The sequence below is a fragment of the Mesorhizobium sp. M8A.F.Ca.ET.161.01.1.1 genome (genome assembly GCF_004792105.1).
Classification (GTDB): domain Bacteria; phylum Pseudomonadota; class Alphaproteobacteria; order Rhizobiales; family Rhizobiaceae; genus Mesorhizobium.
The window spans coordinates 160629-185309 of the sequence record NZ_SRTD01000008.1; the positions used below are offsets into that span (position 1 = coordinate 160629).

At 63.2% G+C, this 24681-nt stretch carries 24 protein-coding genes, 1 tRNA gene and 1 other RNA gene; 16 read left to right on the plus strand and 10 right to left on the minus strand.

Going from position 1 to position 24681, the window contains the following annotated elements:
* Window positions 1–71: 71 nt before the first annotated feature.
* The 4 genes from EN804_RS20605 to ffs all read right to left on the minus strand — a co-directional run bounded on the left by EN804_RS20605 (window position 72) and on the right by ffs (window position 2876).
* Window positions 72–479, minus strand: a complete 408-nt coding sequence (locus EN804_RS20605) for a hypothetical protein (RefSeq protein ID WP_135921081.1) — start codon at window positions 477–479, stop codon at window positions 72–74.
* A gap of 13 nt (window positions 480–492) precedes the next feature.
* The gene (locus EN804_RS20610) at window positions 493–816 is read right to left on the minus strand and encodes a YbaB/EbfC family nucleoid-associated protein (protein WP_127280300.1); all 324 of its coding nucleotides are present in this window, start codon (window positions 814–816) and stop codon (window positions 493–495) included.
* Between the two features lie 31 nt (window positions 817–847).
* Window positions 848–2677 (minus strand): DNA polymerase III subunit gamma/tau, encoded by a 1830-nt coding sequence (locus tag EN804_RS20615; protein ID WP_135921083.1) that lies wholly within the window; start codon window positions 2675–2677, stop codon window positions 848–850.
* A gap of 102 nt (window positions 2678–2779) precedes the next feature.
* Window positions 2780–2876: signal recognition particle sRNA small type (gene ffs / locus EN804_RS20620), an RNA gene on the minus strand.
* Window positions 2877–3020: 144 nt separating this feature from the next.
* Between ffs and EN804_RS20625 the strand changes: the two genes are divergently transcribed.
* From EN804_RS20625 to EN804_RS20635, 3 genes are read left to right on the plus strand one after another with little or no spacing between them, the layout of a single operon-like run.
* Window positions 3021–3440, plus strand: a complete 420-nt coding sequence (locus EN804_RS20625; protein ID WP_135921085.1) for an HIT family protein — start codon at window positions 3021–3023, stop codon at window positions 3438–3440.
* Between the two features lie 52 nt (window positions 3441–3492).
* Window positions 3493–4434, plus strand: a complete 942-nt coding sequence (nudC, locus tag EN804_RS20630) for an NAD(+) diphosphatase (RefSeq protein ID WP_127870717.1) — start codon at window positions 3493–3495, stop codon at window positions 4432–4434.
* A gap of 27 nt (window positions 4435–4461) precedes the next feature.
* The gene (locus EN804_RS20635; RefSeq protein WP_135916849.1) at window positions 4462–4761 is read left to right on the plus strand and encodes a Dabb family protein; all 300 of its coding nucleotides are present in this window, start codon (window positions 4462–4464) and stop codon (window positions 4759–4761) included.
* A 1-nt stretch (window position 4762) separates the two neighbouring features.
* On the opposite strand, the gene EN804_RS20640 is transcribed toward EN804_RS20635, so the two are convergent.
* Together EN804_RS20640 and EN804_RS20645 are read right to left on the minus strand one after the other, a co-directional pair.
* Window positions 4763–5626 carry a prephenate dehydratase gene (locus tag EN804_RS20640; protein WP_135921087.1) on the minus strand — a complete coding sequence of 288 codons (864 nt, stop codon included), beginning with the start codon at window positions 5624–5626 and terminating at the stop codon, window positions 4763–4765.
* Between the two features lie 9 nt (window positions 5627–5635).
* The gene (locus EN804_RS20645; protein WP_135921089.1) at window positions 5636–6364 is read right to left on the minus strand and encodes a 3-deoxy-manno-octulosonate cytidylyltransferase; all 729 of its coding nucleotides are present in this window, start codon (window positions 6362–6364) and stop codon (window positions 5636–5638) included.
* Between the two features lie 194 nt (window positions 6365–6558).
* On the opposite strand from EN804_RS20645, the gene EN804_RS20650 reads away from it, so the two are divergent.
* The 7 genes from EN804_RS20650 to EN804_RS20685 all read left to right on the plus strand — a co-directional run bounded on the left by EN804_RS20650 (window position 6559) and on the right by EN804_RS20685 (window position 16255).
* Window positions 6559–7206, plus strand: coding sequence for a cytochrome c family protein (locus EN804_RS20650; protein ID WP_127870715.1), 648 nt, complete (start codon window positions 6559–6561; stop codon window positions 7204–7206).
* 169 nt (window positions 7207–7375) lie between these two features.
* On the plus strand, window positions 7376–9253 hold the full coding sequence (locus tag EN804_RS20655; protein WP_135921091.1) for an extracellular solute-binding protein: 1878 nt from the start codon (window positions 7376–7378) through the stop codon (window positions 9251–9253).
* A 14-nt stretch (window positions 9254–9267) separates the two neighbouring features.
* Window positions 9268–11136, plus strand: coding sequence for an extracellular solute-binding protein (locus tag EN804_RS20660; RefSeq protein ID WP_135921093.1), 1869 nt, complete (start codon window positions 9268–9270; stop codon window positions 11134–11136).
* Between the two features lie 279 nt (window positions 11137–11415).
* Complete coding sequence (locus EN804_RS20670; protein ID WP_135862143.1) at window positions 11416–12510, plus strand: microcin C ABC transporter permease YejB; 1095 nt, start codon at window positions 11416–11418, stop codon at window positions 12508–12510.
* Window positions 12510–13655: an ABC transporter permease gene (locus tag EN804_RS20675; protein WP_127870712.1), complete on the plus strand. Its 1146-nt coding sequence runs from the start codon at window positions 12510–12512 to the stop codon at window positions 13653–13655. The genes EN804_RS20670 and EN804_RS20675 overlap by 1 nt, the downstream gene beginning before the upstream one ends.
* A complete protein-coding gene (locus EN804_RS20680) occupies window positions 13652–15283 on the plus strand; it encodes an ABC transporter ATP-binding protein (RefSeq protein ID WP_135921095.1) in 1632 nt (543 codons plus the stop codon). Before EN804_RS20675 ends, EN804_RS20680 begins: the two co-directional genes overlap by 4 nt.
* Window positions 15284–15313: 30 nt before the next feature.
* Window positions 15314–16255 (plus strand): glyoxylate/hydroxypyruvate reductase A, encoded by a 942-nt coding sequence (locus EN804_RS20685; RefSeq protein ID WP_135921097.1) that lies wholly within the window; start codon window positions 15314–15316, stop codon window positions 16253–16255.
* Window positions 16256–16268: 13 nt separating this feature from the next.
* Here EN804_RS20685 and EN804_RS20690 read toward each other — a convergent pair whose 3' ends face one another.
* The 3 genes from EN804_RS20690 to EN804_RS20700 form a co-directional block, all read right to left on the minus strand.
* On the minus strand, window positions 16269–16796 hold the full coding sequence (locus EN804_RS20690; protein WP_135921099.1) for an AAA family ATPase: 528 nt from the start codon (window positions 16794–16796) through the stop codon (window positions 16269–16271).
* Window positions 16797–16829: 33 nt separating this feature from the next.
* On the minus strand, window positions 16830–17189 hold the full coding sequence (locus tag EN804_RS20695; protein WP_127278432.1) for a hypothetical protein: 360 nt from the start codon (window positions 17187–17189) through the stop codon (window positions 16830–16832).
* A 100-nt stretch (window positions 17190–17289) separates the two neighbouring features.
* The gene (locus tag EN804_RS20700; protein ID WP_127870711.1) at window positions 17290–18207 is read right to left on the minus strand and encodes a methyltransferase domain-containing protein; all 918 of its coding nucleotides are present in this window, start codon (window positions 18205–18207) and stop codon (window positions 17290–17292) included.
* A 152-nt stretch (window positions 18208–18359) separates the two neighbouring features.
* On the opposite strand from EN804_RS20700, the gene EN804_RS20705 reads away from it, so the two are divergent.
* Window positions 18360–19370, plus strand: a complete 1011-nt coding sequence (locus EN804_RS20705; protein WP_135921101.1) for a ligase-associated DNA damage response exonuclease — start codon at window positions 18360–18362, stop codon at window positions 19368–19370.
* A gap of 241 nt (window positions 19371–19611) precedes the next feature.
* Window positions 19612–21210, plus strand: a complete 1599-nt coding sequence (locus EN804_RS20715; protein WP_135921103.1) for a cisplatin damage response ATP-dependent DNA ligase — start codon at window positions 19612–19614, stop codon at window positions 21208–21210.
* A gap of 36 nt (window positions 21211–21246) precedes the next feature.
* On the opposite strand, the gene EN804_RS20720 is transcribed toward EN804_RS20715, so the two are convergent.
* Complete coding sequence (locus tag EN804_RS20720) at window positions 21247–22401, minus strand: hypothetical protein (RefSeq protein WP_127870709.1); 1155 nt, start codon at window positions 22399–22401, stop codon at window positions 21247–21249.
* A gap of 286 nt (window positions 22402–22687) precedes the next feature.
* Between EN804_RS20720 and EN804_RS20725 the strand changes: the two genes are divergently transcribed.
* The 4 genes from EN804_RS20725 to EN804_RS20740 all read left to right on the plus strand — a co-directional run bounded on the left by EN804_RS20725 (window position 22688) and on the right by EN804_RS20740 (window position 24640).
* Window positions 22688–22763, plus strand: a tRNA-Thr gene (locus EN804_RS20725).
* A 700-nt stretch (window positions 22764–23463) separates the two neighbouring features.
* On the plus strand, window positions 23464–23673 hold the full coding sequence (locus EN804_RS20730) for a hypothetical protein (RefSeq protein ID WP_135921106.1): 210 nt from the start codon (window positions 23464–23466) through the stop codon (window positions 23671–23673).
* A 148-nt stretch (window positions 23674–23821) separates the two neighbouring features.
* Window positions 23822–24010 (plus strand): DUF2158 domain-containing protein, encoded by a 189-nt coding sequence (locus tag EN804_RS20735; protein WP_127275157.1) that lies wholly within the window; start codon window positions 23822–23824, stop codon window positions 24008–24010.
* A gap of 177 nt (window positions 24011–24187) precedes the next feature.
* Window positions 24188–24640: an acid-shock protein gene (locus tag EN804_RS20740; RefSeq protein ID WP_127275156.1), complete on the plus strand. Its 453-nt coding sequence runs from the start codon at window positions 24188–24190 to the stop codon at window positions 24638–24640.
* Window positions 24641–24681 lie beyond the last annotated feature (41 nt).

Sequence of the window (24681 nt, forward strand, 5' to 3'; positions counted from 1 at the left end):
ACGATGACCGCTCTCTCTTCGTTTCGCCGCAATTCCCTTGGGGAAACGCTATGCGCCTTTCGCGGGAAAGCCTATCGCCCGGCGGCGATTGCCGCCGACCGACCGGGTTCGACCTCTTCGACCTTCTCTGAAAACAGGCCCCGTCCGAGAAACAGCGCCCGCGCCTCCCTGGCCGCCGGCGCGATCTTGCCTGGCCAGTCGCTGTCGATGAACTCGGCCTTGGTGAAATCAGGATTCGTTTCGGAGGCCGCCTCCAGGAATTCGGCGATTTCCAGCAGGATCGCGCGTTCGTCCTTCGAAAGCGCCGACGTGCCGGCCTCGATCGACGGGCGGTGCACGAAATCCTCGAAGAGATTGAAGTAGCCCTTGATGCCGACGAGATCGACGCCGGCATCGCAATCGGCGAGGATTTCCAGAATCTCGTAGATCCTGTTGCGGATACGCTGCTCGATCAGTCTTTCGGACGGCTCATCGATCATGGCGCACCGAGCGCTAGAAAGGCAGTTTCATTCCTGGCGGGATGGGCAGGCCAGCGGTCAGCGCCTTGGTCTTTTCCTGCATGATCTGCTCGACCTTGGCCTTGGCGTCATTGTGCGCGGCAAGAATCAGATCCTCGAGGATTTCGACCTCGTCTTCCTTGAATAAGGACGGGTCGATCTTCAGCGACTTGATGTCGAACTTTCCGCTCAAAATGATGCTGACCAGGCCGCCGCCAGCCTGACCGACGGCTTCGACCGTGGCGATCTCATCCTGCATGGCCTGGAACTTGGCCTGCATTTCCTTCGCCTTGCCCATCAGGCCGAGAAGATCTTTCATGGTCCGATCCTTTGCGGATTAGTGCTGGATATCAGGGTTCGTCGTCATCGGCCGGCGGCTCGACCGGCATTTCGGCCTCGCTCGCTTCGGCGTCCGGCGTGTCGGGAATGCGCACATCGATGATCTTGGCGCCGGGAAAGCGGCTCAGGAAGGCGGCGACTGTCGGGTCGTTCCTGGCATCGAGGAAAGCGTTTTCACGCTTCGTCGATTCCATTTCGGCCAGCGTCTGGCCGCCCTCCTCCTTAGACAGCGACACCAGCCAGCTGCGGCCGGTCCAGGCGCGCAGTTTCGTCGTCAGTTCGTTGAGCAGCATCTTGGGCGCATCGTCGGTCAGGCCGACGTCGATGCGGCCAGGTTCGATGCGCACCAGACGGATGCAGCGCTTGACCAGCACCTTGAAGGCGACGTCGCGCTGAGCGTCGGCAAGGGCAACGATGTCGGCCAGCGATTTCAGCGGTACGGCTTGCGTCTCCGGCGCCGGCTGCGGGGGCGCGACGAAGGCGGCCGGAGCGGGCGTGGCCTCGACCAGCCGCATGGTCTGTGCGCCGCCCGAGCCGCCAGGCATGCGCGCCTGCGCCACGGCGCTGGCGCCATTGCCGCCAGCACCGCCATTGCCGGGGTTCACGGGCGCGCCGTTCGGGCGTGGCGCGGCGCCGGTTGCCGAGGCGCCGCTCTCCAGCGATCTCAGCGCCTCGTCCAATGTCGGCAGATCGGCGGCGTGCGCCAGCCGGATCAGCACCATTTCGGCGGCACTGACCGGCCGGTTGGAGGACTGTACCTCGGGAATGCCCTTGAGCAGCATCTGCCAGGTCCGCGACAGCACGCGCACCGACAGCGCCCTGGCGAAATCGGCGCCGCGCTGGCGCTCGTCCTGCGACAGCGAGGCATCGTCCATCGCGGTCGGCACGAAGCGCAGCCGGGTGACGAGATGGTTGAACTCGGCCAGATCGGTGAGTACGGCGGCCGGATCGGCGCCGGTGTCGTATTGCGCGCGGAATTCGCCGAGCGCCGCCGCCACATCGCCTTTCATCACATGTTCGAACAGATCGACGATGCGGGCGCGGTCGGCCAGGCCCAGCATGGCGCGCACGGCCTCGGCGCTGACCGAGCCGGCGCCATGGGCGATCGCCTGGTCGAGAATGGAGAGCGAATCGCGGGCGGAACCTTCCGCCGCGCGCGCGATCATCGCCAGAGCGTCGTCGTCGACCGAAATGCCTTCCTTGCCGGCGATCGAGGAGAGATGCGCGACCAGCGCACCGGCGTCGATGCGCCTGAGATCAAAACGCTGGCAGCGCGACAGGACGGTAATCGGAACCTTGCGGATCTCGGTGGTGGCGAAGATGAATTTGACGTGCGGCGGCGGTTCTTCCAGCGTCTTCAGCAGGCCGTTGAAGGCCTGCGTGGACAGCATGTGCACTTCGTCGATGATGTAGACCTTGTAGCGGGCCGAGACGGGCGCATAGCGCACGCGCTCGATGATGTCCCTGATGTCGTCGATGCCGGTGTGCGAGGCGGCGTCCATCTCGATGACGTCGACATGGCGGCCTTCCATGATCGCCTGGCAATGCTCGCCAAGCACGGCGAGGTCGACCGAGGGCTGATCAACGGTGGCGGTTTTATAATTCAGGGCCCGCGCCAGGATACGCGCGGTGGTGGTCTTGCCGACGCCGCGCACGCCGGTCAGCATCCAGGCCTGGGCAATGCGGCCGGTGGCAAAGGCGTTGGTGAGGGTGCGCACCATCGGCTCCTGGCCGACCAGCTCGGAGAAATTCGACGGACGGTATTTGCGCGCCAGCACACGGTAGGCCGCGGCCTTGCCTGTCGCCAAACTATCGGGCCCCGAATTTCCGGCTTCGCTCATTCGCCGTTAAGCTCCAAAAGGCCGCGCCCAAAGCGCCGATTCCTGCGCATAGTCTCGCCCGCGCTGCAATGCGTCGTCAATGTCGCGAGGAGGGCCGATGAGGTGGGAGGCTGGAACAATGACCCGTTCCGGGCTCGTTAGGGCTGCTTCCTTCCGGACCTGACCCGGTTGGCGAGTGGATCGTCCACCACCAACCTCCCGCTGTCCATATCGGCAATTGCGCGACGAAATGCAAGTGCGCAGGCAAATCGGCACCGCGAACCGCGAGATTCGCTTGCAGCCCCGATGCAGCCGCTTTAGCGTTCAAGGTTTGAGGAAGCCAAGAAAAGCAAGGGAAACGCCGATGCTGCCGGGCCTGAAGGCCGGATTCACGCTGGATGCCCGGCTGGAGGCTGACAGCGAGCAGTTGATGTGGCTTGGGCTGTGCGAATTGCGGGTGATGAACGACCGCCGCTGGCCGTGGCTGCTCCTGGTGCCGCAGCGGCCGGGCGCGGAGGAGATCCACGACATGACGCCGCTCGACCAGGCGATGCTGACCTTCGAGACCAATATGGTGGCGCAGGCGCTGAAGAAGGTGAGCGGCTGCACCAAGATCAACACCGGCGCGCTCGGCAACATCGTGCGCCAACTGCATATCCATATCGTCGCACGATCCGAGGGGGATCCCGGCTGGCCCGGCCCGGTGTGGGGGTATGGCCTGCGCGAGCCCTATCAGCGCTCCGACCTGCGCCGGTTTGCCGAAACGATAAGGGCAGCGCTATAAGCCTTCCCTGTGTCTATCCCAAGCATGTCCATCCCAAAGCACCAGAGTCCATATGAGCTTTCGCCTGTTTGACGCGCCCGTGCGCGAGCCGAGCCAGTTCGTCGGCTTTGCCGGCAACACGATCGACCGGCAATCCGAGAACCGCGCCGACGATTCGGTCGACAAGGCGCTGGCCGATCCGACGACACGGCTGCTTTTGATGAATGGCGGCCGGCTCTACCTGAAACTCGCCGATGGCGGTTTCGACCCTTGGTACCGCATCGCCGAGAGCGATCCCTTCAGCCCTTCCTTCGACCAGGGCGTCCTGCTCGGGTTTTCCGAACAGGGGCCGGTGCTGGCGGTGCTGGCCGGCATCGATGCCGAACAGTTGCCCGAAACCGTCAAGGCGATCGATTACCGCTCGGTCTATATGCAAGGACTGATCGACGAGGCCGCCGCCGGCGCGATGGCACAAGGGGCGGCCCTGCTCGCCTGGCACGCCAGCCACCGCTTCTGCAGCAAATGCGGCACGCAATCGCAGATGCGGGCGGGCGGCTACAAGCGCCATTGCCCGAATTGCGGCACCGAGCATTTTCCGCGCACCGACCCGGTGGCGATCATGCTGACGGCGACGCGGGACAAATGCCTGCTCGGGCGTGGCCGGCACTTCGCGCCGGGCATGTATTCGGCACTTGCCGGCTTCATCGAGCCCGGCGAGACGATCGAGGCGGCGGTGCGCCGCGAGACGCTGGAGGAGGCCGGGATCCGGCTCGGCCGCGTCGTCTACCACGCGAGCCAGCCCTGGCCGTTCCCCTATTCGCTGATGATCGGATGCTTCGGCGAGCCGCTCAACGAAGACATCCAGGCCGACCTCAACGAACTGGAGGATTGCCGCTGGTTTTTGCGCGACGAGGTTCGCCTGATGCTGGACCGCACGCATCCCGACACGCTGGTCACCCCGCCGAAAGGCGCCATCGCGCATCACCTCATCCGCGCCTGGGTCGACAGCGAATAGTCATCGAAGTCATTGCAGGAGAGACAAATGATCCGTCACACCGTCGTCTTCACGCTGAAGCATCCGCCGCACTCGCTGGAGGAAAAGCGGTTTCTCGTCGACGCCAGGAAAATCCTCTCGGCGATCCGGGGCGTCACGCATTTCGAGCAATTGCGGCAGGTCAGCCCCATGAACGACTATCAGTTCGGCTTCTCGATGGAGTTCGCCGACCAGGCCGCCTACACCAGGTACAACGACCATCCCGACCATGTCGCCTTCGTGCGCGACCGCTGGGTGCCGGAGGTCGAGACCTTCATGGAAATCGACTACGTGCCGCTGGGCTGGTAGCTCAATCCGCCACCTTCCACTGCTCGCGCGACTCGCTGGCCGGATAGACGCCGAGAATCCGCACCTCGCGCGAGAAGAAGCGAAGCTCGTCCAGCGCCAGCTTGACCAGCGGATCGTCGGGATGGCCCTCGATGTCGGCGTAGAACAGCGTCGCCGTGAAGGCGCCGAGCTGGTAGCTCTCGAGCTTGGTCATGTTGATGCCGTTGGTGGCGAAGCCGCCCATGGCCTTGTAGAGCGCGGCCGGCACGTTGCGGACGCGGAAGATGAAGGTCGTCATCATCTTGACGTCGGGTGACGTGCGCTCGGCCCATTGCTTGCTCTTGGTCAGGACGACGAAGCGGGTGACGTTGCTGTCGGTGTCCTCGACGTTCTCCTCGATGATGTCGAGCCCGTAGAGCGTCGCGGCCAGCGCCGGCGACAGCGCGGCCATAGTGCGATCCTTGACCTCGGAGACCATTTTGGCTGCACCCGCCGTGTCGCCGGCGACTACTCCCTTCCAGCCGTTCTTGCGGATGTATTTGCGGCATTGGCCGAGCGCGTGGATATGTGTGTGTACGGTCTTGATCTCGTCGCGCTTGACCCCGGGCAGCACCATCAGCTGGAAATGGATCGGCAGGAAATATTCGCCGACGATGTGCATCCTGGATTCCGGCAGGAGGTGGTGGATGTCGGCGACGCGTCCGGCGATGGTGTTCTCGATCGGAATCATGGCGAGATCGGCCTTGCCGGTCTCGACGGCATTGAAGGCGTCCTCGAAGGTCGGGCACGGCAACGGCTCCATCGAGGGATAGACGTTGCGGCAGGCGGTGTCGGAATTGGCGCCGGGCTCGCCCTGGAAGGATATTCTGTTGGTCTTTTCAGGCATGCCGATATCTCAGTTTGAAAGGATTTCCCTGGCGCGGTCCAGGTCTACAGGCGTGTCGACGCCGAGCGGCAGCGACTGCACGATCTCGGCGTCGATGCGCATGCCGGCTTCCAGTGCCCGCAACTGCTCAAGCCGCTCGCGGCGCTCCAGCGGCGACGGCTTCAGCGCGACGAAGCGTTCCAGCGCCGCGCGCCGATAGGCGTAGAGACCGACATGGTGATAGAGCGGCCCCTCGCCCCAAGGTGCCGTGGCGCGCGTGAAATAGAGCGCCCTCAGCCGCGTGGCCGACAGCGGCGACCCGACGATCTTGACGACGTTGGGATTGGTCTTTTCCTCCTCGCGGACGATCTCGACGCCGAGCGTGGCGATATCCACCGCGGCGTCCTCGAACGGCCTGAGCGACGCGGCGATGATGCCGGGATCGATGGTCGGCAGGTCGCCCTGCACATTGACGATCGTTTCGACCTCGCCTCGGGAATCGAGCGCCAACAGAGCTTCGTGGATGCGGTCGGAACCCGATTCATGGTCGATGCGCGTCATGACCGCCTCGAAACCATGCGCGCGCACCGCTTCGGCCACGCCTTGCGTGTCGGTCGCCACCACCACCCGGCCAAGCCCGGCTTCGGCCGCGCGGCGCGCGACATGGACGATCATCGGGGCGCCGGCAATGTCGGCCAGCGGCTTGCCCGGCAGGCGGGTCGAGGCCATGCGGGCCGGGATCAGGATCAAGGTGGACATCGGTCTGGCGAGGCGTTCGAAAAGAGGACAAGGAAAAGTGGCAAAAGGTCTCACTGGCAGCGCCCTTATAGGTGTTGCAACGCTGGAGCAAAAGACCTAGTTTCCGCCCGATTTGACCGGCCCTGGAGGGCAGGTCTCGATACCGACGGACGGAGTGGACGGTTCGGTCCGCCGGAAAAGGGAGCAAGGGGCGTATGGATTCCAACGAAGTCAACAAGCTGCTCGCCGGATTGCTCGGAACCGTTTTCGTCGTCTTCTCGGTCGGCATTGTGTCGGACGCGCTGTTTGCCTCGCCGGCGCCGGAAAAGCCCGGCTTCGCCATCGAGGCTGCGGAGCCCGCCGAAGGCGGCGCTGCCGCTCCAGCCGCCGAAGCCAAGCCGATCGCCGACCTCTTGGCGACCGCCAATGTCGAGGCCGGTGCTGCCGTCTTCAAGAAGTGCCAGGCCTGCCATTCAGGCGAAAAGGGCGGCCCCAACAAGGTCGGCCCGGATCTGTGGGATCTCGTCGATCGCCCTGTCGCCGAGCATGAAGGCTTCGCCTATTCGGCCGGCATGAAGGAATTCTCCAAGGGCGGCACAGAGAAGTGGACCTACGACAACATCAACCACTTCATCACTTCGCCGAAGAAATTCGTGAAGGGGACGGCCATGGGCTTTGCCGGCCTGCCCAAGGACGAGGACCGCGCCAACGTCATCGCTTATCTGCGCACACTGTCGGACAATCCCAAGCCGCTGCCGGCACCGGGCGCCGCTGCTGACGCCTCCGCGCCCGCCAAGCCGGCTGACGGCGCCGCACCGGCCAAGCCCGCGGCGCCGGCCGCTCCGGCAGCGCCGGCAAAATAACCGGATTGTCATCTCGACGTCCTTGAAAAAGCCGGGTTCAGCCCGGCTTTTTTGTTGGGAAAATGCGCGGTGCGGCGACAAAGCCGGCGCATTGCGGTTTTCACGAGCGTCAAATCATCTAGGATCGCCCTTCTGGATGATCTGGCACGCATCGCGAAAGGGAGAGTGCATGACGGTTGGCCGAACGCTTCTCAAGTCGCTGCTGGCGGCGGCCCTGCTGGTAGCAGGGTTGCAGACGACCCGGGCCGACGAGTGGCGGACAACCTCATCGCTGATCGGCCAATCCAAATATGGCGACAATTTCCAGCACTATGACTACGTCAATCCGAACGCGCCCAAGGGCGGCACGCTGAATTCGGTGCTGCTCGGCACTTATGACAGCTTCAACCCCTATGTCGTCCAGGGATCGCCTGCCGCGGGTCTTGTCGGCTTCGGCGGCGGCCTGCTCTACGACACGCTGATGGAACAGGCGACCGATGAGGGCAGCGTCAGCCATCCCCTGATCGCCGACGCCTACAAATACCCGGCTGACTATTCCTCGGCGACTTACCGGCTCGACCCGCGCGCCAAATGGCATGATGGCCAGCCGATTACCGTCGACGATGTGATTTGGTCGTTCCAGGTGCTGAAGGCCAACAGCCCGCAATACAGCCGCTATTTCGAGAACGTCACCGATGCGGTCGCCATCTCCGATCGCGAGGTCGAATTCCATTTCAACCAGAAGGGCAACCGGGAACTGCCCAAGATCATGGGCGACCTTGCCGTGCTGCCGAAACACTGGTGGGAGGGCACCGATGCCAGCGGCAAGAAGCGCGATGTCACCAAGCCGACGCTGGAAATCCCGCTCGGCTCGGCCGCCTACAAGATCGCCAGCTTCAAACCCGGTTCGGAAATCGTCTGGCAGCGCGTGCCGGACTATTGGGCGGCTAAGCTGCCGGTAAAGATCGGCCGCGAGAATTTCGACACGCGCCGATACACCTACATCCTCGACGACAATGCCGCCTGGCTTGCCTTCACCAAAGGTGGGCTGGAAGACATCAACCGCGAATACAGTTCTCGCAAATGGGCGACGGCCTATAATTTCCCGGCCATCCAGGCAGGCGACGTCGTCAAGAAGGACTTCCAGACACAGTCGCCACAGCCGATGCAAGGCTTTGTTCTCAACCAGAGGCGGCCGCTGTTCCAGGATCGGCTGGTCCGCGAAGCACTGACCATACCATTCGATTTCGAGAGCATGAATCGCACGCTGTTCTTCGGCTTCAATACCCGCACATCGAGCTATTTCCAGGGTACCGAACTGGCGTCCAGCGGATTGCCGCAGGGCCAGGAGCTGGAGATCCTGGAAAAATACCGCGACAAGCTGCCGCCGGAACTCTTCACTCAGGAGTTCAAGCTGCCTGTCTACGATTCGCCGCAAGCGGAACGGAAGTATCTGAAGCAGGCCGTCGATCTCTTCGCCAAGGCCGGATGGGTCATCAAGGGCGGCAAGATGGTCAACGCCAAGACAGGCGCACCGTTCAAGTTCGAGATCCTCGGCTGGAACGACACAGACCAGGTGATCGCCAGCCCCTACATTGCCAACCTGCGCAAGATCGGCGTCGACGCTACCCTGCGCATCATCGATCAGACGCAGTACATCAACCGCGTGAACCATTTCGATTTCGATGTCGTGACGGGTCTGTTCGGCCAGTCGGAGTCGCCTGGCAACGAGCAGCGCGATTTCTGGAGTTCCAAGGCCGCCGACGCGCCCGGTTCGCGCAACCTGATGGGCATTAAGGATCCTATCGTCGATGCGCTGGTCGATCGCATCATCTTCGCCACCGATCGCGATGATCTCGTCGCCGCCACCCACGCACTCGACCGCATCCTGCTGTGGAACTTCTACGTGGTGCCGCAATATTACCGTTCCGCCGTCTGGCTGGCCTATTGGAACAAGTTCAAGTTCCCCGACAAGCAGCCTGCCTATGTCGGCGCCGATATCGATTCCTGGTGGGTCGATCTCGACAAGGAAAAAGCGCTGGCGGCCAAATACAAAGGCGGTAATTGATGGGGCGGCAATCGATGACGGCCCTGCCCCGCCGCGACTTTCTCGCTCTTGGCGCAGCTGCCACTGCCGCCGCCTTGTTGCCGGGCAAGGCTTTCGCAAACATTGCCACCGGGATCAAGCTGCACGGCCTGTCGGCCTTCGGCGACCTCAAATACAGACCGGATTTTGCGCATTTCGACTATGTCAATCCGGACGCTCCCAAGGGCGGCCAGATGAATTTCACGCCGCCCAGCGCAACCCTCAATCAGAGCTTCCTGACTTTCAACACACTGAATTTCCTGGTGTTGAAAGGAGAGGCGCCGCCGCGCGCCGAACTCTGCTTCGATTCCCTGATGGCAAGCGCGCTCGATGAGCCGGATGCGGTCTACGGCCTGCTTGCCGAGTCCGTCACGCTGTCGCAAGACCGCAACGGCTTCCGCTTCGCGCTTCGGCCGCAAGCGCGTTTCCATGACGGCTCGCCGCTGACCGCCGAAGACGTTGCCTTCGCGCTGAAGCTTTACAAGGACCAAGGCCACCCGAACCTTTCCAAGGCGCTGCGGCATATGACGGAGGCGGCCGCGGTCGATCCCGTCACCCTTGCCCTGACCTTCAATGGCGAACAGTCGGCGCAAAACATCCTGGCGGTCGTCGGAATGCCGATCGTGTCCAAGGCCTTTTATTCGGCCAACAATTTCGATGCCTCAACGATGGCACCGCCGCTTGGCTCGGGGCCCTACAGGATCGGACGCGTCGCGGCCGGACAGACTGTCGAATATGACCGCGTGGCCGACTATTGGGGCCGCGATCTCCCGGTGAACCGCGGTCTGTACAATTTCGACCGTATCCGCATCGACTTCTATCTCGACCGGCAGGCGGCATTCGAGGCCTTCAAAAAGGGCGATACGCATTTTCGCGAGGAATTCACCGCGCGTGTCTGGGCGACCGGATACGACTTTCCAGCGTTGAAGGACGGCAAGGTCGTCAAACGGGAATTTCCCGGCGAAAAGACGCCGGACATGCAGGGCGTCGCGCTTAACCAGCGTCGCCCGCAATTTCGCGACGAACGGGTGCGACGAGCGATCGCCAGATGCTTCGATTTCGAGTGGATGAAGCGGGCGTTGTTTTACGGCTCTTACGAACGCGCTCAATCGAATTTCGAACGGTCGGATTACAAAGCCGAAGGCCTGCCCTCACCTGAGGAATTGGCCCTGCTGGAGCCGTTCCGAGCCGAGTTGCCGCCAGAGGTCTTTGGTGAAGCCGTAACGCAGCCCCTCTCCGACGGTTCGGGCCATGACCGCAAGCAGCTGGGCGAGGCTTCGCGGTTGCTTGCGCAAGCCGGCTGGAAGCGCGCGGGCAGTTTCCTCGTCAACGACAAGGGTGAGCGGCTGCGGGTTGAAATGCTGGCGGAGGATGACGGCATCGTTCGCATCTACACTCCGTGGTCCGAGAATATGAAGGCGATCGGAATCGACGCATCGATCAGGCAAGTCGATTCAGCGCAATATGAACAGCGGCAGAGCGATTTCGACTTCGATCTCAACATGCTCCATTGGTCGATCGGAGCGACACCGACTGATGACGGGCTGGAAATGCTCTATGATTCCCGGATGGCTGACACACCGGGGCAGCGCAATTATCCGGGCACGAAAAGCAAGGCCATCGACGCGCTGATCGTGGCGGCCGGCAAGGCGCAAAGCCGCGCAGAACTCGTCGCGGCGCTGAGAGCGCTCGACCGGGTCTTGCGCGCGCGGCTAGACTGGATTCCAACATACTATCTGGCGAATCACCGCGTCGCCTATTGGGACATGTTCGGCTTTGTCGAGCAGAAGCCCGATTTCGGCTTTCCGGTCGAGGCGCTGTGGTGGTTCGATAAGGGCAAGGCGGCAAAAATTGGCAAAGGCTGAATTTCTTGCGGGCGTTGGCGCTGCCCCTCACCTGCCTGCCGGCATCCTCTCCCCGTATAGTGACGGGGAGAGGGGTGCTCTGATCAGTGATTTCGCCAACTACAAGCGTCGCGATAAGAGCGCCGAGATCATGGCCAGCCCCTTTCTCCCCGTCCCTATACGGGGAGAAATGTCCGGCAGGACAATGAGGGGCGGCGCCGGCGTCGACAATTGGCCTGAAGCGACTGCCTTGGGGGTGCCGCCGGACACGGTGGCTCTCCCTGAGGAGGATACCATCTGATGGGCGCCTATATACTGCGCCGCATCCTTTTGATGATCCCGACGCTGTTCGGCATCATGGCGATATCCTTCGCCGTCATCCAGTTCGCGCCTGGCGGGCCGGTCGAGCAGGTCATCGCCAAGCTGACCAACCAGGGCGGCAGCGACCGCCTCGGCGGTGGCGGCGGCGATGCGGGCGGTTCCAATTTCGACGCGGCCGGCGACGTCAGCTCGAAATATCGCGGCGCCCAGGGTCTCGATCCGGAATTCATCAAGAAGCTGGAGAAGCAGTTCGGCTTCGACAAGCCGCCGCTCGAGCGCTTCGGCATGATGCTGTGGAATTATTCCAGGTTCGATTTCGGCAACAGCTATTTCCGCGATATTTCGGTGCTCGACCTGATCCTGGAGAAGATGCCCGTTTCGATTTCGATCGGGCTCTGGATCACGTTATTGTCCTATCTGATCTCGATCCCGCTCGGCATCCGCAAGGCGGTCAGGGACGGCACCCCCTTCGACGTCTGGACCAGCGGCGTCGTCATTGTCGGCTATGCCATTCCGGGCTTCCTGTTCGGCATTCTTCTGATGGTGCTGTTTGCCGGCGGCTCGTTCTGGGACTGGTTCCCGTTGCGCGGCATTGTCTCCGACAATTGGGATCAGTTGTCGTGGCCGGCCAAGATCGCCGACTATGCCTGGCACATGACCTTGCCGCTGACGGCGCTGGTGCTGTCGGCCTTCGCCACGACGACGCTTTTGACCAAGAACTCGTTCCTGGAGGAAATCCGCAAGCAGTATGTGGTGACGGCGCGCGCCAAGGGCCTGTCGGAACGGCAGGTGCTTTACGGCCACGTCTTCCGCAATGCCATGCTGATCGTCATCGCCGGCTTCCCCGGTGCCTTCATCTCGGCCTTCTTCACCGGCTCGCTGCTGATCGAGAATATCTTCTCCCTCGACGGGCTCGGCCTGCTCGGCTTCCGGTCGGTGGTCGAGCGCGACTATCCCGTGGTTTTCGCCAATCTCTACATCTTCTCGCTTCTTGGCCTGTTCATCGGGCTCCTGTCCGACCTGATGTACACCTGGGTCGATCCGCGCATCGATTTCGAGCGGAGAGACGTCTGATGTCGGAGGCAAGCGTTACCGCCGGTGTCTTGCCGGAGCGGCTCCCACGGCCGTTCCTGTCGCCGCTCAACAAGCGCCGCCTGCAGAATTTCAAGGCCAACCGGCGCGGCTACTGGTCGCTATGGATCTTCCTCATCCTGTTCGTGCTGTCGCTGTTTGCCGAATTCATCGCCAACGACAAGCCGATCATCGCTTCCTACAAGGGCGAAATCCTGTTTCCGGTGATGGTCGCTTACCCCGAAGAAAAATTCGGCGGCTTCTATGCGGTCACGGATTACCGCGACCCGGTGATCCAGGACGAAATCAATGCCCATGGCTGGATGATCTGGCCGCCGATCCGCTATTCCTACCAGACCGTCAACAACGCCATCCCGGAAGCGGCACCCGCCAAGCCGTCCTGGCAATACGACGCCAAGACGCGCTGCAACCAGTATCCGCAAGGAGCCGATGACCCAGCCTGCAATGTCGGCAACTGGAACTGGCTCGGCACCGACGACCAGGCACGCGACGTGCTGGCGCGCGTCATCTACGGCTTCCGCATTTCGGTGCTGTTCGGCCTGATCCTGACCGCCGGCTCGGCTCTCATCGGCGTTGGGGCTGGTGCCTTGCAAGGCTATTTCGGCGGCTGGACGGATCTGCTGTTCCAGCGCTTCATCGAGATCTGGTCGGCCATTCCGGTGCTCTATCTGCTGCTCATCGTCGCCGCCATCCTGCCGCCGGGCTTCTTCATCCTGCTCGGCCTGATGCTGTTGTTCTCCTGGGTGGCGCTGGTCGGGGTGGTGCGGGCGGAGTTCCTGCGCGCCCGCAACTTCGAATATGTCAACGCCGCCCGCGCGCTCGGCGTACCCAACCGCACCATCATGTTCCGGCACCTGCTGCCCAACGCCATGGTGGCGACATTGACCTTCCTGCCCTTTTTGCTGAGCGGATCGATCTCGACGCTGACCTCGCTCGATTATCTCGGCTTCGGCCTGCCGCCGGGTTCGGCCTCGCTCGGCGAATTGCTCAAGCAGGCGCAGCGCAACCTCAACGCGCCTTGGCTCGGCATATCGGGCTTCGTCGTCATCTCGCTGATGCTGTCGCTGCTGGTTTTTGTCGGCGAGGCGACGCGCGATGCCTTCGATCCGCGCAAGACGTTCAAATGAGCGGAGCGCCCTTGCTCAGCGTGCAGGACCTCAGCGTCGCCTTCAGCCAGGGCGGCGGCCAGTCCGTTGCCGTCGACCACATCTCGTTCGACATCGCCAGGGGCGAGACGGTGGCGCTGGTCGGCGAATCCGGCTCCGGCAAATCGGTCTCGGCGCTGTCGGTGCTGAAGCTGCTGCCCTACCCCAGCGCCAGCCATCCGTCGGGCAAGATCCTGTTCCAGGGCGCCGACCTCTTGGCCATGAGCGAGAAGCAATTGCGCCAGGTGCGCGGCAACAAGATCACCATGATCTTTCAGGAGCCGATGACCTCGCTCAATCCGTTGCACACGATCGAGCATCAGATCGTCGAAATCCTGAAGCTGCATCAGGGCATGGGCGACCGTCCGGCCAAGGCGCGCACGCTGGCCCTGCTCAACGAAGTCGGCATTCGCGATCCGCAAAAGCGGCTCGACGCCTATCCGCATCAGCTTTCGGGCGGCCAGCGCCAGCGCGTCATGATCGCCATGGCTCTCGCCAACGAGCCGGAACTGCTGATCGCCGACGAGCCGACGACGGCGCTCGACGTCACGGTGCAGGCACAGATCCTCGAACTGCTCGCGGGCCTCAAAAGCCGCAAGGGCATGTCGATGCTGTTCATCACCCATGACCTCGGCATCGTGCGCAAGATCGCCGACCGGGTCTGCGTGATGACCAAGGGCAAGATCGTCGAGACCGGGCCAACCAAGGACATCTTCGCCAACCCGCAGCACCCCTATACGCGCCACCTTCTGGCCGCCGAGCCGAAAGGCAAGCCGCCGGCCGCCAATGCCGACGCCAAGCCTGTCATGACCGGGAAGGACATCAAGGTGTGGTTCCCGATCAAGCAGGGCTTCTTCCGGCGCACGGTCGATCATGTGAAAGCGGTCGACGGCATCGATGTCACGGTGCGCGCCGGCCAGACACTCGGTGTGGTCGGAGAGTCGGGTTCCGGCAAGACGACGCTCGGCCTGGCGCTGGCGCGCATGATCTCGTCGACCGGAACCATTCAGTTCAACGGCCGCGACATCAACCAGCTCACCTTCAACGCCATGCGGCCGCTCAGACGCGAACTGCAGATCGTCTTTCAGGATCCGTTCGGTTCGCTCAGCCCGCGTATGTCGATCGCCGAGATCATCGAGGAAGGCCTGAAGATCCACGAGCCGAAACTGTCGCCCGACGAGCGCGACGACAAGGTCGCCGCCGTGCTGAACGAAGTCGGCCTCGACCCGGCGACCCGCAACCGCTATCCGCACGAATTTTCCGGCGGCCAGCGCCAGCGTGTTGCCATCGCCCGCGCCATGGTGCTCAACCCGCGCTTCGTCATGCTGGACGAGCCGACATCGGCGCTCGACATGAGCGTGCAGGCGCAGGTCGTCGATCTCCTGCGCAATTTGCAGGCCAAGCACGACCTCGCCTATCTCTTCATCAGCCATGACCTCAAGGTCATCCGGGCGCTGGCCAATGACGTCATCGTCATGCGCAACGGCCAGATCGTCGAAGCCGGCCCTTCCGAACAGATTTTTGGAAATCCGCAAACCGACTATACTCGGGCGCTGATCTCGGCAGCCTTCAAGATCGAGACGGCTCCGACAGGCGCGGTCAGCGAGTGATCCGCACAAGGAAGGATTGAACGAACCGCGATGGAAAAAGGCCGTATCCTGCTAGCCGTCACCGGCTTTCATCCGCAACGCTGGCGCGACCTCTTGTCGGCCGAGCGCGAGGTGGTGCTGGAGCCGGACGGCGCCAAGGATCCTTCGATCACCTATGCGGTGGTATGGAAGCACAAGCCCAATTTGATGTCGTCGCTGCCCAATCTGCGCGCCATCTTCTCGATCGGCGCCGGCGTCGACCATATCTTCGCCGATCCCGGCCTGCCCGACGTTCCGATCGTCAAGGTCGTTGCCGACAACCTCACGCAGTACATGACCGAGTACGTCGTCTGGCGGGTACTCGACCATCACCGGCAGGGCCTGCTCTACCGGTCGCAGCAGCTGAAGAAGACCTGGCACGAGCCGCTGCAGCGGCCGGCCGGCGACATTTCCGTTGGTATCATGGGTCTCGGCAGCCTCGGCCGGGCCGCGGCCTCGGTACTTCTGTCGCTCGGCTTCGCGGTCAATGGGTGGTCGCGCAGCGACCGGCCGATGAAGGGCGTGGCGACCTGTTCCGGCGAAGCAGGGCTGATCCCGTTCCTCAATGCCACTGACATTCTGGTGGTGCTTCTGCCGCTCACTCCAGACACGCAAGGCATCATCAATTACGGCGTGCTGAAGGAGTTGCGCAAGCGCAACGGCCTTGGCGGCTCGGTGCTGATCAATGCCGGGCGTGGGCGCCTGCAGAAGGACGCCGACATCATACGGGCGTTGGACGACGGCACGCTGAAGGAAGCGAGCCTCGACGTGTTCGAGGTCGAACCGCTGCCCAAGACCAACCCGCTGTGGACCCATCCGAAAGTGTTCGTCACGCCGCATGCCGCGGCGACCTCCGATCCCGCGCACCTGGCACCGACCATGCTGCGCCAGATGGATGCTTTCGAGCGCGGCGAAAAGCTCGACAATCTGGTGGACCGCAAGGCGGGATATTAGCAGGGCGTTACCCTCATCTGGGCAAGTCCCACTCCCGGAAGCATTCCTTGATTGCCCGGACCGACGACAGTTGCAGCTTCGGCAGATCGATCTTCTCGAACATTGTCCGGTATCTCCAGCGATTTTTCGGCGTGGTCAGGGCGATGTGGTGGATCATGTCCCATTTGATGCTGTCGCGCCCGCCTTCCAAGCCCCCGCGCCTCTCCCTCTCGAACAGGGTTCGCCTGAAATAGCGCAACAGGCTTGCGGAGGTGGAGATGTCCAGCAGGATCAATCCCGTCGCCCGCTGGAAGCGTTGCGGCATGCAAACCGAGTAGTTTCCGTCCATCACCCACCGCTCGCCAGCGATCGCGGCCTCATGCAAGGCAATGAACTCGTCCCTCGGACGCTGCACCCAATCCGTGTGGGGCAGGTGAAAGAGCAGATCGAGATGAATGGGTGTCAGGCCACGCTTGCGCGAGATCGCGTCGGCGAGAGTCGACTTGCCGCTGTTGGACGGCCCAAGGATACAGATGCGATCGCCGAGGTCCGAGAGGTTCACCGGACGGAGCCTTGCTAATGGACGGTTGGATCATCAGCCAGGCAGAGCGAACTTCTTCTGCTTGTCCGGCTTGCCGCAGTCGCGGCGGTCGATGGACCGGTTCATGGCATCGATCTCGCCTGACGCCTTGTCGCTGTCGCGCTGGGCCTTGGAGCGCATGTCGGGCGTGAACGGACCGAAGCCCATGGCGGGATTGGAGAAGGTCGGCTTGGCGGTCGTCGGGAGATTGTATTGCTGCGCCAATCCGTTGCGCTGCGCCAGCAACTGATCGCATGGCACGCTGTCATATTGCAGCGAGGATTCGATGTTGGCATCCTGCCGCTCGGACGCTGAATTGCCAACGCAGCCGGTGGTTGCCAGGCAAGACGCCAAGATCATCATGTTCCAGCGCATCGAAATGCTCCTCCTGGTATCCCGCCCTGATGCGACCAGATCGCAAATATCAGTCGCGCACGCAAATCGGACTTTTTCGCAGCAGTGCAACGAGCTGGCCTCACACGGCCTGAGCTTTCCGTGCCACGACGGCCAGGCCTTTGACAGGCTCTCGGCGATCCCAGCGGATGGTTGTCGGTTCCAGCGCGACGATCGAGAGGCCGTTGGCCTCGAGGGTCCGTCCGACATAGCCATCCGAATGGGCGTAGCGCCGCGACGGCTGCAGCGCGAAGTCGCCGCCATCCACGAGGCTCTCGACGGAAAAGGCAAACAGGCCGCCCTCGGCGAGCAGGCCGGCGACCGCTGCCACCAAACCTTCGAGCCCGCCGATGTAAATCAGCACGTCGGCTGACGTCACCAGATCGGCCTTGCCGCCCGAATAGGAAAAATCCTGCAAATCCGCTTTTGTCAGCGCGTCATAGATATTTTTTGCCCGCGCCTTCCTCAGCATCCTTGCCGAGATATCGACCCCCTCCAGCCGGTCGACGATCGGCCTCAGCCTCTCGCCCATCAGTCCGGTGCCGCAACCCAGGTCGAGCGCCAGGCGGAAGCGGCCCGGCCTTGCCTTGCGGATGGCAGCGTCGAGCACCTCGGGCAGCCGGTAGTCGAGCTTGCCGACCAGCGTCTCCTCGAATGTCTCGGCATAGTGGTCGAACAACGTCTCGACAAAGGCGCTGGGCGGCGCGGTGGAGGCCGGACCTTTGCCGATCAGCTGCAGTTTGAGCACCGCGCCCTGGCGATCGGCCGGATCGAGTTTCAGCGACGTCGTCCAGGCCTGCGCCGCAAGGTCGAGCCTGCCTGATGCCTCCTGCATCTCGCCGAGGCGAAACCAGCCCATTGCCCATTGCGGCGCCAGTTCCAGCGCGCCGAGCAGCAACTCGGCCGCCGCAGTGTGATCGCCGGAGACAAAGAGCATTTCGGCATAGTCTGCACGGCGATCGGCGTTCGGGTCGCCCGACGAGGTCTGAAGCGGTTTCATGATGATGGTTCCACCGGCAGGGTAGCCGGCCGCCCATCTGTGTAGAGCAAAGCACGCCGAAGCTGAACCGAATTGAGCAGGCTTTGCCCGGCGAGTCAGCAGTCTCGGGCAACAGGCTTCCCGCGGCGGAATTATATCCTATCTTGAGGGTCATGCGCGCCAGCGACCTGCTTCATCCCCGGCCCGAGGGCCTCTACTGCCCGCCGGGCGATTTCTTCATCGACCCGGTACGGCCGGTGAACCGGGCGCTGATCACGCACGGCCATTCCGACCATGCGCGTTCCGGCCACGGCTCGGTGCTCGCGACACAGCAGACGCTCGACATCATGGCACTGCGCTACGGCGAGGATTTTGCCGGGACGACGCAGGCAGCCATGCTCGGCGAAACGATTGCCCTCGACGGCGTCAGCGTCAGCTTCCATCCGGCCGGCCATGTGCTGGGGTCGGCGCAGATAGCGGTCGAGCACCAGGGCAGGCGCATCGTCGCCTCCGGCGACTACAAGCGGCAGAAGGATGCGACCTGCGCACCGTTCGAGCCGATTCGTTGCGACGTCTTCATCACCGAGGCGACCTTCGGCCTACCGGTGTTTCGCCATCCGCCCGATACGGAAGAGATCGCCCGACTGCTGAAATCGGCGTCGCAATTCCCGGAGCGCTCGCATCTGGTCGGGGCCTACGCGCTCGGCAAGGCACAACGGGTGATGCGGCTGTTGCGCGACGCCGGTTACGACAAACCGCTCTACATCCATGGCGCGCTGGCCAGGCTCAGCGAATATTACCAGAGCCAGGGCATCGACCTCGGCGAACTCGAGCCGGCGACGGTGGAGAGCGGCGGCAAGCAGGACTTCGCCGGCGCCATCGTGGTCGGCCCGCCATCGGCCTTCGCCGACCGCTGGGCGCGGCGCTTTCCCGACCCGATTTCGTGTTTCGCGTCGGGCTGGATGCGCATCCGCCAGCGCGCCAAGCAAGGCGGCGTCGAACTGCCGCTGATCATCTCGGACCATGCCGACTGGGACGAACTCACCGCCACCATCAAGGAGACCGGCGCCGAGGAAATCTGGGTCACGCACGGCCGCGAGGAAGCCCTGGTGCGCTGGTGCGAATTGGAAGGGATAGCGGCCAGGCCACTGCATCTGGTGGGCTATGAGGACGAGGGCGATTGATGCAATACAGTTCGCCAATTGTGCCTGACGAGCCCTACGGCGCCCCCCTCTGGCCTGCCGGCCATCTCCCCCACTTGTGGGGAGATCAGATGTTACGCCGACTTTCGCCAATCGCCGATGTTGGGGGAGATGAGCCGGCATCGAAGCTGCCAATCTCCCCCCTCGTGGTGGAGATGTCCGGCAGGACAGAGGGGGTCGCGACGGGACGCGACGCCTGCCGATTGGCGAGGTTTCCCTCCCCATGAACCGCTTTGCCGAACTTCTCGACCGCCTGGTGCTGACGCCGTCGCGCAACGGCAAGCTGACGCTTTTGACCGACTATTTCCGCAGCGTCGAGGATCCCGACCGTGGTCTGGCGCTGGCCGCGATCACCGGCGATCTCAAAATTGCCGCCGTCAAGCCGGCCATGCTGCGCACGCTGGTCACCGAACGCATGGACCCGGTGTTGTTCGGCTATTCCTACGACTATGTCGGCGACCTCGCCGAGACGGTGTCGCTGGTCTGGCCGCAACCGCCTGGCAGGATCGCCAACCGCGAGCCGACGCTTGGCGAGGTGGTGGCGAAGCTGCAGGCGGCAAGCCGCTCCGACGGGCCGAAGGTGCTGACGGGGCTGCTCGACAGCGCCGGCATCTCGGCGCGCTTCGCCATCATCAAGCTGGTCACCGGCGGCCTGCGCATCGGCGTCTCGGCGCGGTTGGCCAAACAGGCGCTGGCCGATTTCGGCAAGGTCGACGTCGCCGAGATCGAGGAGCTCTGGCATGGGCTGTCGCAGCCCTACACGGCACTGTTCGCCTGGCTGGAAGGCAAGGCCGAAAAACCACGCAACACGGCGCTGGCTTTGTTTCGCCCGGTCATGCTGTCGAACCCGGTCGGCGACGGCGATCTCGAAAAGCTCGATCCCGCCGACTATGCGGCGGAATGGAAATGGGACGGGATCCGTGTACAGGCGGTGGCCGAAGGCGGCATCCGCCGGCTCTATTCGCGCACCGGCGACGATGTCTCGGGCGCCTTTCAAGACCTCGCCGACGCCATGCACTTTTCCGCCGTACTCGACGGCGAATTGCTTGTCGGCGATCCGCGCGAGGCGACGGGAACCTTCTCGGACTTGCAGCAGCGGCTGAACCGCAAGACGGTGACACCGAAGATGCAGCAGCAATATCCGGCCTTCATGCGCTGCTACGACCTGCTGCAGATTGGTGAAGAGGATCTGCGCCCACTGTCCTTCCGCGAGCGGCGCGGCCGCCTGGAAGCCTTCATCGGGACGCTCGACCCCAGCCGCTTCGATCTCTCCCCCTTCGTCGACTTCGCGGACTGGCAGGCGCTCGAGGACCTGCGCCGCGCGCCGCCGCATCCGATCATCGAAGGGGTGATGCTGAAGCGCTGGGATTCGCCCTATGTCGCCGGTCGGCCGAAGGGGCCGTGGTTCAAATGGAAGCGCGACCCGCACACGGTGGACGCCGTGCTGATGTATGCCCAGCGTGGCCACGGCAAGCGTTCGAGTTTCTATTCGGACTACACGTTCGGCGTCTGGTCCGGGACCGAGGGCGCGGAGGAGCTGGTGCCGGTCGGCAAGGCCTATTTCGGCTTCACCGACGTAGAGCTGAAGCAGATCGACAAATATGTCCGCGACAACACGGTCGAGCGCTTCGGACCGGTGCGCTCGGTGCGCGCCGACCGTGACAATGGCCTGGTGCTGGAAGTCGCCTTCGAGGGGCTCAACCGCTCGACTCGGCACAAATCGGGTGTGGCCATGCGTTTCCCCAGGATTTCACGGCTGCGCTGGGACAAGCCGGCCAACGAGGCCGACCGCATAGAAACCCTGCAGGCGCTGCTCGACTGATAGGCACCGCCGGTATGTCGGTCGCAACGATTCAATTCAAGGCTCGATCGAGACGCGAATCTCGTAGACGTTGACCGCCTTGCCCTGCTTGTCGAAATCGGAATTGACGGCAATGGTTCCGGCCGAACCTGGATGCTTGTCGGGGAACTTCACGTCGAACAGATATTCGTTTTTCTGCTGGCCGACGGCGTAACGCTTGCGGCCGCAGTCGCCGAGTTCGCCGAAATTGCAGTCGACGGAGATCTGCGTGTCCTTGCCGTCCTCGGCCCGGGCGATGATGTCGAACACGGCGTGCTTGCCGGCGAGCTTTTCCAGCACGCCCTGCCCGACGTCGAAGGCGATCGCCGAGCCGGAGGCGCCGGACTGGATGCGCAGGAACGGCCCGCTGTCGTCCTTCATCACCTCGGCCTTGGCGTCCGACGGCGCGGCGACATGGCTCGGGTCGGTCGGCGAAAACACATTGATCCAGTCGTGCGACTGATCCGCGGCACCGGGCTTTGCCGGGGCGTTGGCGCCGTCGGCCGGGGTGAAATCGTCGTCCTCGACGGTCGGCGGTGCTTCCGGCGGCGCGGTATTGAGCTCGGCCGCCGACTTGAACACACCGGTCTGCATGGCGAAAAACAGGCCGATGCCAACCGCCGCGAGCAGCGTCACCGTGAAGAAAATGGCGGTCAGCGGCAGGCGACGTCCGCGAATGCGCCGCTCATCGCGGTCTGGCGCCACTTCCGTCGCGGCTCCTGGCGCGGCGGGAGCCGACATGTCGATGGTCGGCGCACCGGGCAGGGTCGCATCCGGCATGATGTCGGGAACGACCGGCAGCACGCGCGAGCGCGGTGCATCGGAAGCGGGCTGCACGGGGGCGTCGACGGAGGCAGCGGGCGATGGCACCCTCGGGCTGGCCTCGACCGCCGGCGCCGCATCGGCCTCGACCTCGCCCGCCGGCGCGTCGATCGCGTCGATCCGCGGGGCAACGCCAGGCACCGCCGGCAGGTACTCGGATTCGATTTCGGTGATTTTCGCCTGGATAGCCTTGCGGCGCTTGATGGCGACTTCCACGGTCACGCCGGGATTGGCCTGGAGCGCACGGTCGAGCGCGGCGAAGGCCGAGCGATAGACCCTCTCGCGGAACGCGCGGTCCTCGGCGTTGCCCTTTTCCAAGGCGTTCCGGATCGCTTTTTCGATCGCGTCCAAGCGAGATCCCTCTGCAAATTGCCACAAGCTTTCATGATGGTTAGCGGCAGGCGACCAATCAATCAACGGGCGGGCAGCCGCATTCTGCCTTGACGGGCCGTCCAAAGTCCATCTTCGCGATGTTCCGGCAAACAAAATCGGAATATGTCGGCGATTCCGGCATGCAAGGGCGCTGGAGCCCCGGTTTCGATCGCGGCGGGACGCTTGCATGATTTGCCAAGTCGCATCTTGAATTCGCGGCCGGTTGAGTCTATCCCTGCCCATCTTGGAGGCCTTGGCCTCCCGGGCCGCTTTAGCTCAGTTGGTAGAGCACATCATTCGTAATGATGGGGTCAGGTGTTCGAGTCACCTAAGCGGCACCAGTTTTTCAAACCAATGGTCGAAGCGGCTTGGGTGCGCGGAAGTTGGCCCGAATTCCGGCCTTTTGCCAGGCCGGGTAGTCGTGCGACTTGCGGATACCCGCCCGCAACCAAGCCCACCACCATTCGTTGGTTCAACGCTGGGTGGATCCCCAGCGACTTCCTGACTTGCCCGCCAGTCTCTGGCGGGCTTTTTGCGATCGCTTGACAACAACCGCCGGCCGCAGGCAATTTGCGGTCTTGAGGGATCAACGGGGGAATATCCATGAAGAAGACCTACGAGAAGCCTGAATTGAAGAAGCGCGATCGTCTGGCCAGCGTAGCTGCGCAAATCGCCCCAATATCCGGCCCGGTAGCCGGGTGACGAGGACGGGGCGTCTTCCCGGCGCCCGTGCCTGATCGCCATCACAAATGGTCGTATAATCGCCCGTCGGCCTCGGCCGGCGGGTTTTTGCGTTTAGGAAGGCGATGGGGACGCTGTCTTCATCCTGCCGATCAGTCTTCATCCTGCCGATCAGTCGCGAGGTCCTTCCGGGCCTGGAACAGAAACGCGCTGACAAGCGAGCGGTCCGGCATTTTCAAATCTCAACAACAAATGATGGATATCGCATTTCTATTTTTTTGGAACAGACGCCTGTTTTTTGGAACAGACGCTTGGGTCGCACATTTCCTGCCGATGGTTCCACGGACAGGAGGTTTTAAATTGCCAAGGCGTGTCGACAAGGAAAAGCTGGCAAGAGCGGACCGCGAGGCGAGGCTGGTGCTGGATGCCGAGCGCCACGCCAGGGATGCCAAGACAGCCCGCCTGAGGGAGCAGAGACTGCAGCAGGAGGCCTTGGAGGACAAGCCTCCGCCTGCGCGCCAACGGGAGCCGGTCAGGAAGCCGGCCCGGCGTGTGATCGAGGCGGACTGATCCGCGGAGGCCGCCCGCTTCCCCCCGAGGGCGCCGTCCGCGATGCCCCCCGCGTTGCCGCATGAGACAGTGGCCCAAAAGACCCGTATGCCATTGTCGGGACACCGGTTTTGGTATGAAATGTCAGCTGTCAGCATGGGAGGTCCAAATGCCCAACACTTTCAAGACCGGAGACGTCGTCAAGCTGAAGTCGGGAGGCCCGAAGATGACGGTCAGCGATGGCGCCGCTTCCGGCATGTATCTGTGCCACTGGTTCAATAAAGAGGGCGATGTGTGGACCCCTCAGCATGCCGGCTTCAAATCGGATCAGCTGGTAGCCGACGACCACTCGGCGTAATCCAGACGCGCCGGACGAAGTGCTTTGCCACTTCTCCTGCCGCCGCCAAGGCCCGGCATTGCGGCAAGCGGCGTGATCGGCATCGTCGACCGACGGATTTCTCCGATCGCTGCGTTTAACGGTTGAAGCGTGACCCTGGCATTGGGCCATGGCATGCGCCAACCGGAGACGTGAAGCATGATACGCCGTTCGATCCTTGCCGCTGCCTTGAGCCTGCTGACCACCGCGGCTCTGGCCCAGACAGCGACAGAACCACCGGCCGCCACGCCACCCGCGGCCACATCCCCCGCGGCCACATCCCCTACTGCCCCATCCCGCACCGCCAAGTCCGACATCACGCTGGCCAAGTTCCAGAAGCGGCGGGAGAAGGCGATCATGGCCGCCGACACGGACGGCGACGGCAAGATCAGCCTCTTGGAGTGGGAGGCCTTCCGGGCCAAACGCAACGTCAAGGGCGATCCCGCCAAATCCTTCGCGCGCATCGATTCCAATCATGACGGCTTCATCGACCGGGCCGAGCTCGATGCGTTGTTCGCCAAGCGCTTCGCCAGGCTGGACAAGAATGGCGACGGCATTCTAACGGCCGACGAGAGGCCGGGCCACAAATCCGCTCCCAAGCCGGAGCAATGACCAAGAGGCTATGACGCGTGATGGACATCGGGAGTGCGCCA